The 15,763-nt window shown below is 48.5% G+C and carries 17 protein-coding genes; 7 read left to right on the top strand and 10 right to left on the bottom strand.

Going from position 1 to position 15,763, the window contains the following annotated elements; genetic code table 11:
• The first annotated feature begins 19 nt into the window (after positions 1 to 19).
• Positions 20 to 271 carry a hypothetical protein gene (locus tag RW114_RS10815; RefSeq protein ID WP_340122762.1) on the top strand — a complete coding sequence of 84 codons (252 nt, stop codon included), beginning with the start codon at positions 20 to 22 and terminating at the stop codon, positions 269 to 271.
• Here the strand turns inward: RW114_RS10815 and RW114_RS10810 are convergent.
• On the bottom strand, positions 263 to 1,117 hold the full coding sequence (locus RW114_RS10810; protein ID WP_340122761.1) for an ion transporter: 855 nt from the start codon (positions 1,115 to 1,117) through the stop codon (positions 263 to 265). The genes RW114_RS10815 and RW114_RS10810 overlap by 9 nt on opposite strands.
• A gap of 487 nt (positions 1,118 to 1,604) precedes the next feature.
• Between RW114_RS10810 and RW114_RS10805 the strand changes: the two genes are divergently transcribed.
• The 3 genes from RW114_RS10805 (at position 1,605) to RW114_RS10795 (ending at position 5,049) form a co-directional block, all read left to right on the top strand.
• Complete coding sequence (locus RW114_RS10805; protein ID WP_340122760.1) at positions 1,605 to 2,027, top strand: MarR family winged helix-turn-helix transcriptional regulator; 423 nt, start codon at positions 1,605 to 1,607, stop codon at positions 2,025 to 2,027.
• Positions 2,028 to 2,686: 659 nt separating this feature from the next.
• On the top strand, positions 2,687 to 4,180 hold the full coding sequence (locus RW114_RS10800; protein ID WP_340122759.1) for a SulP family inorganic anion transporter: 1,494 nt from the start codon (positions 2,687 to 2,689) through the stop codon (positions 4,178 to 4,180).
• Entirely contained in the window at positions 4,180 to 5,049 is an 870-nt protein-coding gene (locus RW114_RS10795; RefSeq protein WP_340122758.1) for a universal stress protein, read from the top strand. Before RW114_RS10800 ends, RW114_RS10795 begins: the two co-directional genes overlap by 1 nt.
• 54 nt (positions 5,050 to 5,103) lie before the next feature.
• Here RW114_RS10795 and glgX read toward each other — a convergent pair whose 3' ends face one another.
• Positions 5,104 to 7,194: a glycogen debranching protein GlgX gene (glgX, locus tag RW114_RS10790; protein WP_340122757.1), complete on the bottom strand. Its 2,091-nt coding sequence runs from the start codon at positions 7,192 to 7,194 to the stop codon at positions 5,104 to 5,106.
• Between the two features lie 365 nt (positions 7,195 to 7,559).
• Between glgX and RW114_RS10785 the strand changes: the two genes are divergently transcribed.
• A complete protein-coding gene (locus tag RW114_RS10785) occupies positions 7,560 to 7,712 on the top strand; it encodes a hypothetical protein (RefSeq protein ID WP_340122756.1) in 153 nt (50 codons plus the stop codon).
• A 120-nt stretch (positions 7,713 to 7,832) separates the two neighbouring features.
• Here RW114_RS10785 and RW114_RS10780 read toward each other — a convergent pair whose 3' ends face one another.
• Both RW114_RS10780 and efpL read right to left on the bottom strand, forming a co-directional pair.
• Positions 7,833 to 8,972, bottom strand: a complete 1,140-nt coding sequence (locus RW114_RS10780; protein ID WP_340122755.1) for a methyltransferase — start codon at positions 8,970 to 8,972, stop codon at positions 7,833 to 7,835.
• Between the two features lie 5 nt (positions 8,973 to 8,977).
• Entirely contained in the window at positions 8,978 to 9,544 is a 567-nt protein-coding gene (gene efpL, locus RW114_RS10775) for an elongation factor P-like protein EfpL (protein ID WP_340122754.1), read from the bottom strand.
• 175 nt (positions 9,545 to 9,719) lie between these two features.
• Here efpL and RW114_RS10770 point away from each other — a divergent pair, with 175 nt between their 5' ends.
• Together RW114_RS10770 and RW114_RS10765 are read left to right on the top strand one after the other, a co-directional pair.
• Positions 9,720 to 10,604 carry an NAD(P)-dependent oxidoreductase gene (locus RW114_RS10770; RefSeq protein ID WP_340122753.1) on the top strand — a complete coding sequence of 295 codons (885 nt, stop codon included), beginning with the start codon at positions 9,720 to 9,722 and terminating at the stop codon, positions 10,602 to 10,604.
• Positions 10,597 to 11,370: a hydroxypyruvate isomerase family protein gene (locus RW114_RS10765; RefSeq protein ID WP_340122752.1), complete on the top strand. Its 774-nt coding sequence runs from the start codon at positions 10,597 to 10,599 to the stop codon at positions 11,368 to 11,370. Before RW114_RS10770 ends, RW114_RS10765 begins: the two co-directional genes overlap by 8 nt.
• Here RW114_RS10765 and RW114_RS10760 read toward each other — a convergent pair.
• The 6 genes from RW114_RS10760 to RW114_RS10735 all read right to left on the bottom strand — a co-directional run bounded on the left by RW114_RS10760 (position 11,367) and on the right by RW114_RS10735 (position 15,741).
• Entirely contained in the window at positions 11,367 to 11,612 is a 246-nt protein-coding gene (locus RW114_RS10760) for a YfhL family 4Fe-4S dicluster ferredoxin (RefSeq protein WP_340122751.1), read from the bottom strand. The two genes, RW114_RS10765 and RW114_RS10760, sit on opposite strands and share 4 nt — an antisense overlap.
• Before the next feature lie 37 nt (positions 11,613 to 11,649).
• Positions 11,650 to 11,877 carry a 4Fe-4S binding protein gene (locus RW114_RS10755; RefSeq protein ID WP_340122750.1) on the bottom strand — a complete coding sequence of 76 codons (228 nt, stop codon included), beginning with the start codon at positions 11,875 to 11,877 and terminating at the stop codon, positions 11,650 to 11,652.
• 6 nt (positions 11,878 to 11,883) lie between these two features.
• Complete coding sequence (gene coaD, locus RW114_RS10750) at positions 11,884 to 12,369, bottom strand: pantetheine-phosphate adenylyltransferase (RefSeq protein ID WP_340122749.1); 486 nt, start codon at positions 12,367 to 12,369, stop codon at positions 11,884 to 11,886.
• Positions 12,370 to 12,516: 147 nt separating this feature from the next.
• On the bottom strand, positions 12,517 to 13,074 hold the full coding sequence (rsmD, locus tag RW114_RS10745; protein ID WP_340122748.1) for a 16S rRNA (guanine(966)-N(2))-methyltransferase RsmD: 558 nt from the start codon (positions 13,072 to 13,074) through the stop codon (positions 12,517 to 12,519).
• Positions 13,064 to 14,377: a M16 family metallopeptidase gene (locus RW114_RS10740; protein WP_340122747.1), complete on the bottom strand. Its 1,314-nt coding sequence runs from the start codon at positions 14,375 to 14,377 to the stop codon at positions 13,064 to 13,066. The genes rsmD and RW114_RS10740 overlap by 11 nt, the downstream gene beginning before the upstream one ends.
• Positions 14,377 to 15,741 (bottom strand): M16 family metallopeptidase, encoded by a 1,365-nt coding sequence (locus RW114_RS10735; RefSeq protein WP_340122746.1) that lies wholly within the window; start codon positions 15,739 to 15,741, stop codon positions 14,377 to 14,379. The genes RW114_RS10740 and RW114_RS10735 overlap by 1 nt, the downstream gene beginning before the upstream one ends.
• Positions 15,742 to 15,763 lie beyond the last annotated feature (22 nt).

Raw genomic sequence — 15,763 nt, 5'->3', positions numbered from 1 at the left:
ATTTTTTTTGGTTAAGGCGATGCGCTGGCAATGCGCCGGTTACATGGGTAACGGCATCGGTCTGAAAGTCATTTTCGTATTGGACATCGGTCACATAGGCCCTTGGCGTTTCCTCTTGCGGCAATTGCAAAAACCTAATAACCAACTGAAAAATCCGCTAAAAGGTAGAAAATGGCAGTTATTGCTGGCAAAACGAAAGGAGCAAACACAAATAAATCATACACAACGCATAGACACCAAACAACCGCAGAAAATACCCATACTAGCCTGATTTTTCTCCGGCCAACCGGGGTAACTCCGTTCCACAAATACGACAATAGTTTGCTTCCATTTCATGCCCGATTTTTCGGCATTTCGAACAAACCCTTTCGTCAACACGAGTATTCTGCCGCTTCATTTCCTGGGATAATTCCGCCGTGAATATACCGGTGGGCACCGCGATGATAGTGTAACCGCTTATCATAACCACTGCCGAGATGGCACGCCCCAGATCGGTTTGAGGCGTGATGTCGCCAAAACCCACCGTGGTCAAGGTCACCACCGCCCAGTAAATGCTTACCGGTATGTTGGCAAAGCCATGTTCCGGACCTTCGATCAAATACATGGCCGACCCGAAAATCACCAACAGCGTGGAAATAGTGAACATAAATATAGTGATTTTGAGCCGACTGGCCATCAAGGCGTTGATTAGCAGATTGGACTGATTGATAAAACGGACCAGCTTCAATACCCGAAATATCCGTAAAACTCTCAGGATGCGGATGACTTGGAGGTAATGTGAATCGGATATAAAAATACCGAGATAGGAAGGAACGATAGCCAATAAATCGATGAGGCCGTAGAAACTGATGATGTATTTGATTGGCCTGTGTATGCAGAAAATACGAAGGATATACTCGACAGTGAATAAAGTCGTGAATACCCATTCTGCAGTAGCCAGTTGCTCCCCATACCGCTGGCTAATGTCGGCGACACTGTCCAAGGTAATTGTTAAAACACTGATCAGAATTAAGATCATCAGCGCAATATCGAAGCCCTTCCCCGCCGGGGTATTGGCCTGATAAATAATCTGATACAACGTGTGCCGGAATGTCTCTATACGTGTGCGCGTACTCATAAATAATAATTCCCCCTGTGAATTTGGTCTGACATTCTACCGGTTTGGTTTCTTGGGTGCTTTTTGGGCTTTTGGCGTGAAATTAGCACAGTATAATCGCTGCGTTTTTTGACGGGTAGGTTATCGCATGTTATTGCGGATTCACGGCTTCTGACTTAAACCGGGACAGTTAAGACCATCGAGTGGGAGCGACGCACCGGCCAGATAGCTAAGTATTGGGCAGCCCGGCCGTTCATTCTGACCTGCATACAATTGGCGACAGTCACGCATAATTTTGGCGCGCCTGAGTACTGCCCGTTTTTCCGGGATTTTGCCGATTATTATCACCAAGGACTGATTGATAACCTTGGGTGAAAAAATTGATTCAGGTGATTGTGATCTAGCATCGGAGGATTGCCCTAACGGTGAATCCAGCTTGCAGCATTCTTCTGATTAGGATAAATGCAAAAATATTGATACTATACCTTTTGCTTATTATATTTTTCTTATGCATTCTAAATTCGGTTTTTTAAGTTACGAAATCAGCCACATCATTCGTCAGCGCTTTAACAAGAAAGCGGAAAATATCGGCTTGACTCATGCCCAATGGCGAGCTTTGGTACATCTGTCCAACAACGAAAACTGCCGCCAAATTGATCTGGCCGACATCCTCGAAATCAAACCGATTACGCTGGTAAGGCAGATCGACTTGCTGGAAGTGGCGGGACTGGTTCGACGTAATAAGGACAGTGAGGACCGGCGCGCTTATCGTCTGGAACTCATGCCCAAGGCGCACGCCGTCATGCAGGAACTCTGGGAAATCGCCGATGCAGTGGAAGCGGAGGTGCTTAAAACCTTAACACCACAAGAACAAGAACAGATGACCGCGCTGCTGGAGCGCATTAAAACCAGCATGAGCGAAACTATCTGATTAATGAAATTGGATATTGAAAAGTTTGCATAAACCTAACCGGATAATCCGTTTTTTCATGAAGCTGACTGACGGCGGATTGTGCTGCGGACATGCTAATGAAACCGACCGGCAAATGCTGATCCGAGTCGGCAAACGGTTCGTGATTTTATTGATTAATATTACCTTGTCTGATGATCAATCTCGATTGAATACTCGGAACACTGCATTTTGTTTTTGAATGAATGCATCTGCTTTTCGAGGTTATCGAAGGATTCGTTGAAGAAATTCAGGAATACACGTTGTACACGACTCACCACGAAAGCGAAATATTCATCATTAATATGATTTTAATGGTGTTCGGGCTATATCCACTACACAAAGTATTGCCGCGTTTATATCGCTGCTGACGAAGAAATAGCCGAGCTGCCTGGTTACGATATACCAAGCATCAATCCTTCTATTGGCGAACGTTGCCGATTGGGCGTAAATGGAAATTAATCATCGCTTATCTGATCGGACTTTTCTGTCTTCTATTTTGGATTTTTCTCTAAAGGATGATCAATGACTGTAAAAACCGCTCAAACAATGCCGCCTTAGTATTCGCTTTCATCACCTGGATAACTTTTTGCTCCTTAGCTATGTTCTGACATAGCCTTTTTTAAATTTATAGGATTGACATGCTCTTTTTATCAAAAAAACAGGACTGGTTCGGCAACATCCGTGGCGATTTACTGGCCGGTCTGGTCGTTGCCCTTGCCCTGATTCCCGAAGCTATTGCCTTTTCCATTATTGCCGGTGTCGACCCCAAAGTCGGGCTTTATGCGTCCTTCTGTATTGCGGTGATAACGGCTATTGTCGGCGGAAGGCCGGGCATGATTTCGGCGGCTACCGGAGCCATGGCGTTACTGATGGTGACTTTGGTCAAGGATCACGGGCTACAATATTTATTAGTGGCAACCGTATTAACCGGTGTGTTACAAATCATTTCCGGTTACCTCAGACTCGGCAGTTTGATGAGCTTTGTTTCCCGCTCGGTGGTCACAGGTTTTGTCAATGCGCTGGCGATATTGATCTTTATGGCGCAAGTGCCTGAACTGACTCACGTCACCTGGCATGTCTATGCGATGACGGCGGGCGGACTGGCGATTATTTATCTGTTTCCGTACATTCCCTTTATCGGCAAATCCCTGCCCTCGCCGCTGGTTTGTATTGTGGCTTTGACCGGTATTGCCATCTATTTGAATCTGGACATCCGCACCGTCGGCGACATGGGCGAGTTGCCCGACACGCTGCCGATATTCCTCTGGCCCGAAGTGCCGTTGACCGTCGAAACCTTGCAGATCATTTTTCCTTATTCGGCCGGACTGGCCGTGGTGGGTATGCTGGAATCGTTAATGACCGCCACCATCGTCGATGATCTGACCGATACGACCAGCGATAAAAATCGCGAATGCAAAGGCCAGGGCCTGGCCAATATCGGCTCTGGTCTTCTGGGTGGCATGGCGGGTTGCGCGATGATCGGACAGTCGATTATCAATATAAAATCCGGTGGCCGTGGACGTTTATCTACGCTATGCGCGGGTGTGTTCCTGCTGATCATGGTGGTATTTCTGGGCGAGTGGCTGTCTAAAATTCCGATGGCTGCATTGGTGGCGGTGATGATCATGGTCTCGATCGGTACCTTTAGCTGGAATTCTATCGTCAAACTGAAAGAGCATCCGTTATCCACTAATGTCGTCATGGTAACGACTGTGATTGTCGTTGTCTGGACACACAATCTGGCGTTTGGTGTATTGACCGGGGTGTTGCTGGCATCACTGTTCTTCGCCAATAAAATCGGTCATTTTATGGTTGTGGAATCCAAATTTGACGAGGCAACGAATACCCGAATCTATCAGGTAGTAGGGCAAGTCTTCTTTAACTCGGCAGACAAACTTGCCGTTGCCTTTGACTTTAAAGAAGCGGTAGAAAAGGTGGTAATCAATTTACATCGTGCGCATTTCTGGGATATATCCTCGGTAACCGCGTTGGATAAAGTCGTGATAAAGTTCCGGAGAGAAGGCGCCGAGGTGGAATTAATCGGTTTAAACGAAGCCAGCGCGACGATTGTCGATCGTTTCGGCATACACGATAAACCGGAAGAAATTGAAAAAATCATGGGAGGTCACTAATGAACACTACTACAAATTTGGTACTGGCGTGTATTGACGGTTCGTCATTGACAGAAGCCGTCTGCGATTACGCCGCCTGGATAGCGCAACGGGTCGATGCGCCGCTAAAACTGCTGCATAGCATCGATCATCACCATGAGACCGCTGTCATATCCGACTTGTCCGGCAATATCGGCTTGGGCAGTCAGGAATCTTTACTCGAAGAGCTTGTCTCCGTCGAACAGCAGCGCAGCAAGTTACTATTACAGCGAGGAAAATTGATATTACAGGCGGCAAAAGAGCGTGCGATCCAAGCAGGTATCGCGGATCCTATCACCAATCAGCGCCATGGCAGTCTGGTTGAGTCGCTGATAGAACTTGAAGCCAGCATCCGGGTCCTGGTCATCGGTGTGCGCGGAAAAGTTCACGAAAACCAGCCTGACAAGATAGGCGCAAAACTTGAGTCTATCATTCGCTCATTGCATAAGCCTGTTCTGGTAGTCAACGACCAGTTCAAAGCACCGCAACGCATCATGATCGCCTATGACGGCAGCAAGGCGGCAGAAAAAGCGGTAGAAATGGTCGCTGCCAGTCCGCTCTATAAAGGCCTGACCTGCCATCTGGTCTACGTCAGCAAAGACGATACAGCGACGGGACAATTGCTTGAGGCGGCTGCCAGAAAACTGACAAAGGCCGGCGGCATTGAAGTGATCACCAAAAAATTACCCGGCAAGCCCGACCAAGCGCTTTGTGAATATCAGGACAAATACGCTATTGATATGATCGTGATGGGGGCATTCAGTCACACCCGCATTCATGACCTGCTGCTGGGCAGTTTCACGACCAAGATGCTGATGCATACCCAAAAGCCGTTGCTGTTACTGCGGTAAAACTGAAGACATAAAGAGGCTCGTCAAAGGAGCCTCTTACCCGCCAATTACACCCTATTCAACAATGCGATTTTCAAAGACCACGACAGCCCGGGTATTTACCTGATAGCAATTTTCGCGCACTGGCTTCTGCTGTTGCGAGCCCACAATATCCTGCGGTGCCTGCAACGATGTATCCAAAGACAGACACCATAGGCGAACGGCAATGACCGGCAACTCAATGGTCACTTGTTGATCTGACATATTCATCACTACATGCAGGTCGGGTTCGTTACTTTCTACACCTGCCAGGGTAAAAGCCAGAACCCTGGCTTCCGGATCATCCCATAACGGCTTGTTAAGTTCGGTGCCATGCCATTGAATTTCGGCTATGCCCCGGCCATTAACAGGTTTACCGGTCAAAAAACGCCGCCGCATGATGGCCGGATGTCTTTTGCGCAACGCTATCATCAGTTGAACAAAGCGCAGCATATCGGCATTTTTCTCCGCCATATTCCAGTCTATCCAGGACAATTCATTATCCTGGCAGTAACAATTATTATTTCCGCCCTGGCTATGTAATAACTCGTTGCCCGCCAGTAGCATCGGAACTCCATGGCTGAGTAGCAACATAGCAAAAACATTTTTCGCCTGTTTTCTGCGCAATGCCAAAATACTTGCATCTTCGGTTTCGCCCTCAATGCCGTAATTAAAACTTAAATTATTATTACAGCCGTCCTGATTATTTTCGCCGTTAGCCTCATTATGTTTTTCGTTGTAACTGAACAAATCGTACAAGGTGAAGCCGTCGTGACAGGTGACAAAGTTAATGCTGTTAATAGGCAGTCGGCCCTTGTGTTCATACAAATCGTTACTGCCGCAAAGGCGGGTTGCAAGCTCGTTGATCAAGCCATTATCGCCGCGTACAAAGCGCCGGATCACGTCCCGGTATCTACCGTTCCATTCAGCCCAGCGATAACCGGGAAAACTGCCGACCTGATACAGACCTGCCGCATCCCAGGCTTCGGCAATCAATTTGGTTTTGGCCAGCCGCGCTGAAAGCTCAATACCCCACAGCAAAGGCGGATCATGCAGAACTTTACCCCCCTCCCCTCGGGCTAAAGCGCTGGCCAGATCAAAGCGAAAACCATCGACATGCATTTCCCTGACCCAATATTCCAGACACTTAATAATAAAGTTGGCCACCAGGGGATGATTGGCGTTTACCGTGTTGCCGCAGCCGGTATAATCATAAAGAATGCTCTTATTATTCGCATCATGATGATAAAAAATATCATCGCCTATGCCCCTGAAATTTATGATCGGGCCATCGGCACCCGCCTCTGCGGTATGGTTAAACACCACATCCATAATAACGCCGATGCCGGCCTGGTGCAGCGCTTTGACCAGATCGCGAAACTCCTGTACATGAGTTCCCTGCTCCGGGGTGACACAGTAACCTGGATGCGGACTAAAAAAACTGTGGGTACTGTAACCCCAGTAATTTTTCAGCCCCATATCGGCCGTGTTCTTAGGAACATCCTGTTCATCAAAAGCCATCACCGGCAATAGTTCAACGTGAGTAATGCCGAGTGCTTTCAGATAAGGAATTTTTTCAATCAACCCGGAAAAAGTACCCGGATGATCCACTTTTGAAGAGGGATGTCGCGTAAAACCGCCTACATGCAGTTCGTAAACAATAGCCCTTTCACTGCGAATGCGTAGCGGCACATCGCCTTCCCAATCATAACGATCGTCAGTGACAACGCAACGCATGGCGGTAAGTTTATTGTCACCCGGCATACACGCCGACTTGCGACTCCAACGCTTATCACTGACGGCCCGCGCCCAAGGGTCGATCAATTGCTTGTCTTTATCAAAATGCAATCCCGATTCACGGACTTGATTAGGCCCGTCCATGCGCCAGGCATACCATGTGCCCGCCGGTAATCCGGCCACATAAACGTGCCAGGAAAAAAAAGTTCGGTGAATGTCTTCCTGCAACACGATGGTTTGAAAGGGTTCATCGCAGTCTGATGTATCAAAAAGCAACAGTTCCACATGCGTCGCATAGCGACTAAAAATGGAGAAATTGACACCCTTGTTTTTAGCTCTGGAGCCCGAAGGGTAAGGATTCCCCGGACTTAACTGGTATTCTTTTTGCATATCCTCGTCTCGCGCTTTGTCATCACAAAGCTTAATTAACTCGTTTGGGTTGTTTTCAGCTGAAAACAGGAGGTCATGATTGCTATTATCCAAAGCCAGCGACTGCAAGGCAATGCAATTTAAAGCCTATAGCAAGATCACTCGCCATAGAACCAGCTTCAATCCTGGCACTTCCCTCAGTTAAGGCACTTCAGGCTAGCTTCTCCCGTATTTAGCAATGAAATAAACCGCGTCTAAAAACCAATTATATATAACCAAGAAACTATTAATCAATAATTACAGGCATTGTCAACCAATAAGCGCGCATGTATAGTGTATTCCAAGCTGTTTAATTCGTTCCCACAACATAGCAAAGGAGCTTTAAAATGACCGATCTTCAAAGAGATATTCTAATAGGACTCATGTTTGCCGTTGGTATTTTAGGCTTTATTTCCGGCGAATTCATTGTTTCAACGATTATGTTTGGAGCGGCCGCCCTACTCAGCAATATGTTGTTGAGTCGCAGATCGCACAACTAAGTTTTTTACTACCTCCTGGTATCCTACCTCAAACAGACTCTCTCCTGTTTGACCTTTCTCCCGGTGCTTGTATTAGCACCGGGAGTTTTTTTTGCCTAAATTTTGCGCCGGTTCTGCAAGTTACCCCATCAACACCGCTTTCACGATAATGAATTTCGAATGGGATGCAACGATCGAGTGCGTCCCAAAAAGACGATTAAGGTAGCTGTGATAATCCAGATGCCGATTGCCGATCACCCATAATTCGCCGCCTTTACGCAATACCCTGCGCGACTGTTTAAATAAGCTGACAGCAATCTGATCGCCTACCGTATTTTGCTGATGAAACGGCGGATTACAAAGAATCAGGTCGGCCGACTCGGACTCACGTTCCATCAAGCCATCACCAACGCAAAAAATCGCCGCGCGCTGCTCTTTAAATACACGATAAAAATTGTCCCTGGCCGATGCCACAGCCATAAAAGACTCGTCGACAAAGCACAGGGTCGCCTCTGGATTGCGTTCGGCGGCGATTAAACCAACCAAGCCGTTACCGCAGCCCAAATCGATAATGTCGCAGGCATCCTGCCGAGAAGGGAGATGCTGAAGAAAAAAGCGCGTCCCTATATCGAGACTGTCTCGCGAAAACACGTTGGCGTGGTTACTAATCAGGTAATCGGTGTTTTCAAGCCGGTAACTGACCGGATAGGGACTAGGCGGCACAATCAGCCCGGTATCAAGGGATGTAAAAATCAGCCGCGCCTTCTTTCTTGCCAGCGAGGTCGTCGTCGGTCCAACCAAACGCTCCAGTAACTTCCAAACCGAAGGCGGCAGGGTTTTGATCATGCCCGCTACAATGATCTGGGTTGATGGTGTTAAATGCGGATGCAAGCGTATCAACTGGTCTTCCAATAATGCCAGCGTCTTCGGTACCTTAATCAATACCAGATCAAAGGCACCCTCCAACGGCTCAAGACTATTTTGCAAGCTGACGCTGTGCTCAGGCAAGTTATTTGCGGCCAAATTAAGCCGCGTTGCCTGCTGAGACAAATAGGAATCCGATATCGCATCAGGTCGGAAAGCATTCAACGCCACAGCCAACGCGCCAAAACCATCATTCACGATCAAAACCCGTGCAGCAGCAGGCAGATTCAGTTCTTCTGCCAGCGTGTTAAGCAGATATTCGTCTGCCGCATCCCAGGCGCGCAGCAACTCTCGCGGCCGTTTTGGCAACCGGTTGAGTTCAAATTCACCTTGAGCAACGCTTAAACGATTAGACATGACGGTTAAGCGCGTGACATGAATTTTCCGCTGTCGGTATTAATCTTAATCAATTCCTCAGGCTCCAGATATTCGGGCACCTGAACCTCCAATCCGGTGGTCAGTCTGGCCGTTTTGGTACGCCCTGACGCCGTCGCCCCCTTAATGGCCGGAGCCGTCTCCACTATCGCCAACACCACGGAACTGGGCAATTCAATACCCAGCACACCATCGTCTATCAACAAGGCCACTATACCCTCCAAGCCTTCGGTCAAATAGTCGATTTGGCCTTCCAGATCCGCACTACTCAAGGTGTACTGGGTATAATCTTCCATATCCATGAAGATATAATTATCCCCATCTATATAAGAAAACTGCACCTTGGCCCGCACCAGATCGGCATCCTTAAAGAAATCATCCCCTTTTAAGGACTCATCCAATTTTTGACCGGTCTTAAGATTGGTAAAACGAATCTTGTACAAAGTTGACGCTCCACGGGACGATGGACTTTTCGCATCGACCTGCTTAACCGCATGCGGTATGCCGTTTATTTCAACCACCATGCCTCTTTTTAAATCACTCGCTTTTGCCACGCAAACCTCTTCTCGATTAAACTTGCCGACAACATACAGCAAGGGTTTATAGTTAAGTGAGCTAAGCCACCATCAAACACCATTATATCGTAAAATTTATACTTAAAACCGCCTGCTATCGGAAAGCTATTTTATGGCGTTTCATCTTAACTATTCATCAGTGAACAATTAATCCATGTCAGATAAAAAACCCACTCTCGGTTTCATCGGTATCGGCCTGATGGGCAAGCCGATGACATTGCGCTTGCTGAATGCAGGCTTTAGCGTCAATGTCTGGAACCGCTCAACTGAAAAACTCCAGCCAGTCACGGATGCCGGCGCTATAGCCTGCTGTTCCGTTGCCGAATTAGTCCGGGCCTCCGAGGTCATTATCCTGTGTCTGGCCGACACAAAGGTCGTAGAATCCGTTGTCCGCAACGATATTGCACCAAACGGTACCGCAGGCAAGTTGCTGATTGACTTATCCAGCATCCACCCGGAAAACACCCGGCAATTAGCGGCATTATTGCATCAACAATGCGCGATGGACTGGGTTGACGCACCGGTTTCCGGCGGCGTTGCCGGTGCAGAACTGGGCAGTCTGGCGATTATGGCGGGAGGCAGTGCCGAACATATCGATATTGCCCGGATCGTTCTGGCGCCTCTTTATCAACAATTAACCCACATGGGCGAGGTGGGCAGCGGCCAGATCACCAAGATCTGCAACCAGATGATCGTCAGTTGCAACGTGCTGGTTATCGCCGAAATGATGGCGCTGGCCAAACAAGCCGGTGTTGATACCAAGCAGATACCTCTCGCGCTGGCAGGCGGTTTTGCCGACTCCAAGCCCTTGCAAATTGTCGGCAAGGAAATGGCGGATGGAACCTTTGAGCCGGTCAAATGGCGGGTTAAAACCCTGTTGAAGGATTTGAACATGGCGGTTGACTTGTCCACCAAGCAGGGCACTGCCGTCCCCATGTCCGCGCTGGCCTCGCAGCTGATGCAACTGCACGGCAGTCAAGGTTATCTGGAACAAGACCCGGCCACTTTAATCAAACTGTACACGAAAACCGATGCTTAATTTTACCGCTAATCTGAGCCTGTTATTTACCGAAGTACCCTTGATTGATCGATTTAAGGCCGCCAAGCAAGCGGGCTTTAACGCCGTAGAAATTCAATTTCCTTACGAGTTAAGCGCAGCCGCTATAAAAAGCAGACTGGACGAGCATGACTTAAAACTGGTTTTGTTTAACGTAGCCGCCGACGATTTATTACAAGGCGGAGAGGGACTTGCCTGCGTGCCTGAAAAACGCGATCAATTCAGACAGGCCGTTGCTCAAACCATCGAATACGCCAAGCGGTTAAAACCGGAAGTCATCAATGTGCTGCCGGGGCGCTGTCTGGATAACAGACGCCTGGAGCAATATCTGGCAACCTTTAAGGAAAACTTGGCGTTAGCCGTCGAGACCTTTTCGCCGCTGGACATTAAAACGGTTTTTGAAGCCGTCAATACTCAGGATATGCCGGGGTTTATCATCGATAGCGGCACGCAAATGCTGGAGATATTAAAGCAACTGAACCGCCCAAATCTGTTTATGCAGTACGATATTTATCACATGCAAATGATGGGCGAAAAGCCCGAAGAATTTATTACCGAACAGGCAGATAAAATCGGCCATATCCAGTTTGCCGATTGTCCCGGACGGGGGCAACCCGGTACCGGCCAAATTGATTTCGACCGGGTGTTTTCAGCCATTGCAACATCGGCTTATTCGGGATGGGTCGGTGCGGAATATAAACCGGTTGGCGCTACGGCTGAAAGTTTGGCTTGGTTAAAATCAGCTTAACCTATCAATTTCAAATACTTCTGATACAAGTCTTCCTGGCTCTCAACATGCTTGGCATCTTTATCGATACAATCGACCGGACACACTTCCATGCATTGCGGCACACCATGATGGCCTACGCACTCGGTACACAAGTCAGGGTCGATAATATAAATATCCGCACCTTGGGAAATCGCCGCATTCGGACATTCCGGCTCGCAAACATCGCAATTGATGCATTCTTCATTAATAATAAGGGCCATACCTACTCCTACAAAACAAGGTCGAACAATAAATTGCTCAACTGAATAAACTTAAACACTGCTTATACAAACTTTCTTTGGTTTCATGGATGCCGTCATTGGGGCAAACCGATATACATAAGGGGACACCAAAGCGAACACATTCATTACACAAAGTAGTGTTAATGACATAAGAATCCTCAGTCTGCATAATAGCTTCACTTGGGCATTCGGGCTCGCAAACCCCACATCGGGCACATTTATCATCATTAATAACCAGGGCCATGCTGTTTTACTCGCCCCTGAATTTGTCAATCAAACATTGGTGAACAAGGTCAGGGACAAAACAGGACACATCGCCGTTCAGCTGGGCAATTTCACGGATCATGCTCGAAGAAATGAATTCATATTGCTCGGCCGGGGTTAGAAATACGGTTTCCAGTTCCGGCGCCAGACGCCGGTTCATTCCGGCCAATTGAAACTCATATTCAAAATCGGACACCGCCCGCAAGCCCCGCAAGATCACATTGGCTCCCTGCTGTTTGGCGCACTCAACCAGCAGGTTATCAAAGCCGATCACCTCCACATTGGGGAACTCCGAGGTGACCGCTTTAGCCAAAGCCACCCGCTCATCCAGAGAAAACAACGGCGTTTTACTTCTGTTGACCGCGACTGCGACGACCACTTTGTGATAAAGCCTGGACGCTCTGGCAATCAGATCCAGATGTCCATTGGTAATCGGATCAAAGGTACCCGGATAAATTGCAGTGGTTTGCATAGCGTGTTATTTTCAAAAAATCGGCAATTCTATACCAAGAGGCGGTTTTTAAATACTCATTTAATTGGGGTTCAAGATTCAATATTCAAGGCGACGCAACGTGAAGCCTTGTTTTTCGCCCTTCGCCTGTCGTCTTTCACCTTATCGTCAAACTTCCGCCCGTTCAAACAAATGATAACCGACTTCGCCCGCGCTCTTGCTTTTCAGCAGCCGCCAGTTTTCAGGCATTCCGGACAAATCAAAATGTCGTTCCGTTTCAACATAAATCTTGGCATGTTTAGCCAGCCAGGCGTTTTGTTCCAACAGTTGACACGTTTGAATCACCAGAGACAACCCGAATGGCGGATCGAGAAACACCACATCGAAGACTTGTGCGTCCCCGGCCAGATAGCGCAGTACATCGCTTTGCACTGTTTTTATCTGGGTCGCAGACAGCGCAAGCGCATTGTCCTTTAAACTGCGACAGGCCTGGATATTGTTTTCCACCTGAATAACCGACTTTGCGCCTCTGGAAGCGGCTTCAAAGCCCAAAGCGCCGCTCCCGGAATACAAATCCAGGCACTGTTTGCCGGAAATTTCATAGCGCAACCAGTTGAATACGGTTTCCCTGACTCTGTCCGGCGTGGGCCTTAACCCCGGCGCATCGACAAAACTTAACTGCCGACTGCGCCAATCCCCGCCGATAATTCTGAGCTTATTTTTCACTGTTGTTAGCGCTCCCGCCTACGGTGATAGTTTGCATTAACTGCGGATTAACACGCCGCTTAAACGCGTCTTTTATCGAGGCTACCGTCACTTGCTCGACGTTTTGCCGAAAGGTATCCAGATAATCCAGCGGCATGTCATAAAAACCGATCATCGACACGTAGCTGGCCAGCTCTTTATTGGTATCGAAACGCATCGCAAAACCGCCGGTAATATTTTTCTTGGCGGCAATCAGCTCGGCTTCTGTCGGTCCTTGCTCGATAAAATCGGTCAGGGTTTTATTCAGTACGTCCAGCGCTTGCCCGGTTTGATCGTTGCGGGTTTGCAAGCTGACCGTGAACGGCCCTTTCCTGGACATTGGCACAAACGAACTGCGTGCACTATACGCCAGGCCGCGTTTTTCCCTGACTTCCTCAAACAGCTTGGACACCAGTCCGCCGCCGCCCAGAATATGATTGCCGACATACAAATTGAAATAATCGGGATCCTTGCGGTAAGTGCCGGGCATCCCGACCAGAACATGAGTTTGCGAGGAGGGAAATTCGATATGCTGTCGGTCTGCTTTTACCGGCATGACCACTTCCGGTACGGGTTCCGGCTTTGATCCTGCCGGCAAACCGGAGAGCAAGGTCTCGGCGGTAAGCTCGGCCTGTTTTCTGGACAAGTCGCCGACAATCACCACCATCGCATTGGCGGCGACATAATATTGCTGATAGAAGCTGCGCAAATCCGCTGCTTCAAAGCCTGACACCGTGATAATCGAACCGGAACTCGGATGCCCGTAAGGATGATCGCCGTACAAAGCCTTATAAAAAGCGATGCTGGCCAATTCGGCAGGCGATTCTTCCTGTTGCTTTAAACCGGCCAAGGTTCGGTTTTTTTCCCGTTGAAAATCGGCTTCATTGAAACTTGGACTAGCCAAAATGACCTGCATAGTCTCCAGCGCTTTATCGAATAAAGGTTTATCAATTAAAGTGCGCAATGAAACAGAAGCCATATCGTTGGAAACACTGGAACCGAATTTCGCCCCGACACTCTCAAAGCGCTGGGCAATGTCATCGGCATTCCACTGCCCGGCACCGGTATCAAGCAACGCAGAGGTTAATGCCGACAAGCCGAACTGGTAGCCATCGCGGGCACTGCCGGCATCGAAAGCAACCTGTATATCCACCATCGGCAAGCCTTCGGTCTGCACATAATAAACCCGGCTGCCTTGCGGCGTTTGCCAGTGTTCGATTTTTGCAACGGCCCAGACGGACTGGCTAAACAATAAAAAAACAAGACTTAACAGATGGATGCGCATTATTTAGCTCCTTTTTCGGTGTTGGTATCGGCAGTGCTTTCATTGATCGGTAAAGGTTCCAAATAAGCGACACTCAATTTATCTTCAATCAAATATTTACGCGCCACGTCGCGCACCTGTTCTGCGGTAACCTGATTGACCTTAGGCACATATTCATCGGCTTTTTGCCAACCCAGACCGACTGTCTCCAGCATACCCAACTGCATGGCCTGATAAAAATTGGAATCCCGCTCGTAGACTGCCGCCGCTAAAACCTGCGCCTTAATGCGCTGTAATTCATCCTTCTCGACCAGCTTGATTTGCAAATTGGTAATCTCGTTCTTTAACGCAGTTTCCAAGTCCCACACGGTTTTCCCGGCCGCAGGCGTAGCCTCCAGCGTAAACAATCCCGGCAATCTCGAAGCCAAACCATAGCTGGCACCGGCAGAAACGGCCAGTTGCTTGCCGCGTATCAGGTCTGAAGATAATCTGGCGCTGCTGCCGCCATCAAGCACTCCGGCCAAGACCTCCAGCGCATAGGCTTCCCACTCGTGTTCCGCTGTCTTCAATACCGGCACTTTGTAGCCCATTAACAGATACGGCAGTTTGGCCGGTAATTTCACCGTCATCTTGCGCACGCCGAGCTGTTCAACCTCATCCTGCGGCTTGACCGCTTTAATTTCGCCGGGTTTAAGCGGGGCAAAATATTTTTCCGCCAATGCAAACACCGCTTTAGGTTCGACATCGCCCACCACCACTAAGGTAGCATTATTGGGTGCATACCAACGTTGATACCAGGCTTGCAAATCTTCAACTTTATAATTGGCAATGTCTGAAGGCCAGCCGATCACAGGGTTTCTATAAGGGCTGTTGGTATAAGCCATCGCCATAAAATGTTCCTGCATTTTTGCCTGCGGATTATCGTCGGTGCGCATCCTGCGTTCTTCGGTGACCACCTCCAGTTCCTTTTTCAACTCATCGGCCAACAGATGCAAATTGCGCATTCTATCGGCTTCCAGCTCAAAACTGACGGCCAGTCTTGACGCCTCCATGGTTTGAAAATAAGCCGTGTAATCCGACCCGGTAAAGGCATTCTCGTCGCCGCCATTTTCGGCGATAATCTGTGAAAACTCACCGACGGGATGCTTGTCAGTACCTTTAAACATCATATGTTCAAGCATATGGGAAATGCCGGTAATGCCGTCCGGTTCATAACTTGAACCCACTTTGTACCAAACTTGGGACACTGCAACCGGAGACCGGTGATCCTCCTTAACCAGCACTTTTAAACCGTTGCCCAGCACATGCTCCGACACCTTAGTCTCGGCGCTGCTGGCAAAAACCGGTAGCCACAATAATGCGGCGCATAGTAATCGATAGTTCATAACTCCCTCTTGGGTTAATGTT

The sequence above is a fragment of the Methylobacter svalbardensis genome (genome assembly GCF_037671525.1).
Classification (GTDB): Bacteria; Pseudomonadota; Gammaproteobacteria; order Methylococcales; family Methylomonadaceae; genus Methylobacter_A; species Methylobacter_A svalbardensis.
The sequence above is the reverse complement of the archived record's forward strand: the minus strand, read 5'-3'. Positions and strand labels throughout refer to the sequence as shown.

What these genes read in the sequence shown, in the direction of transcription:
- RW114_RS10805 (WP_340122760.1), top strand. Translation starts at nt 1,605, where the DNA reads ATGCATTCTAAATTCGGTTTTTTAAGTTACGAAATCAGCCACATCATT.
- RW114_RS10780 (WP_340122755.1), bottom strand. Translation starts at nt 8,972, where the DNA reads ATGTCTAATCGTTTAAGCGTTGCTCAAGGTGAATTTGAACTCAACCGG.
- RW114_RS10770 (WP_340122753.1), top strand. Translation starts at nt 9,720, where the DNA reads ATGTCAGATAAAAAACCCACTCTCGGTTTCATCGGTATCGGCCTGATG.
- RW114_RS10735 (WP_340122746.1), bottom strand. Translation starts at nt 15,741, where the DNA reads ATGAACTATCGATTACTATGCGCCGCATTATTGTGGCTACCGGTTTTT.
- RW114_RS10810 (WP_340122761.1), bottom strand. Translation starts at nt 1,117, where the DNA reads ATGAGTACGCGCACACGTATAGAGACATTCCGGCACACGTTGTATCAG.
- RW114_RS10740 (WP_340122747.1), bottom strand. Translation starts at nt 14,377, where the DNA reads ATGCGCATCCATCTGTTAAGTCTTGTTTTTTTATTGTTTAGCCAGTCC.
- coaD (WP_340122749.1), bottom strand. Translation starts at nt 12,369, where the DNA reads ATGCAAACCACTGCAATTTATCCGGGTACCTTTGATCCGATTACCAAT.
- RW114_RS10800 (WP_340122759.1), top strand. Translation starts at nt 2,687, where the DNA reads ATGCTCTTTTTATCAAAAAAACAGGACTGGTTCGGCAACATCCGTGGC.
- glgX (WP_340122757.1), bottom strand. Translation starts at nt 7,194, where the DNA reads ATGCAAAAAGAATACCAGTTAAGTCCGGGGAATCCTTACCCTTCGGGC.
- RW114_RS10765 (WP_340122752.1), top strand. Translation starts at nt 10,597, where the DNA reads ATGCTTAATTTTACCGCTAATCTGAGCCTGTTATTTACCGAAGTACCC.
- RW114_RS10755 (WP_340122750.1), bottom strand. Translation starts at nt 11,877, where the DNA reads ATGGCCCTGGTTATTAATGATGATAAATGTGCCCGATGTGGGGTTTGC.
- RW114_RS10795 (WP_340122758.1), top strand. Translation starts at nt 4,180, where the DNA reads ATGAACACTACTACAAATTTGGTACTGGCGTGTATTGACGGTTCGTCA.
- RW114_RS10760 (WP_340122751.1), bottom strand. Translation starts at nt 11,612, where the DNA reads ATGGCCCTTATTATTAATGAAGAATGCATCAATTGCGATGTTTGCGAG.
- RW114_RS10785 (WP_340122756.1), top strand. Translation starts at nt 7,560, where the DNA reads ATGACCGATCTTCAAAGAGATATTCTAATAGGACTCATGTTTGCCGTT.
- RW114_RS10815 (WP_340122762.1), top strand. Translation starts at nt 20, where the DNA reads ATGCGCTGGCAATGCGCCGGTTACATGGGTAACGGCATCGGTCTGAAA.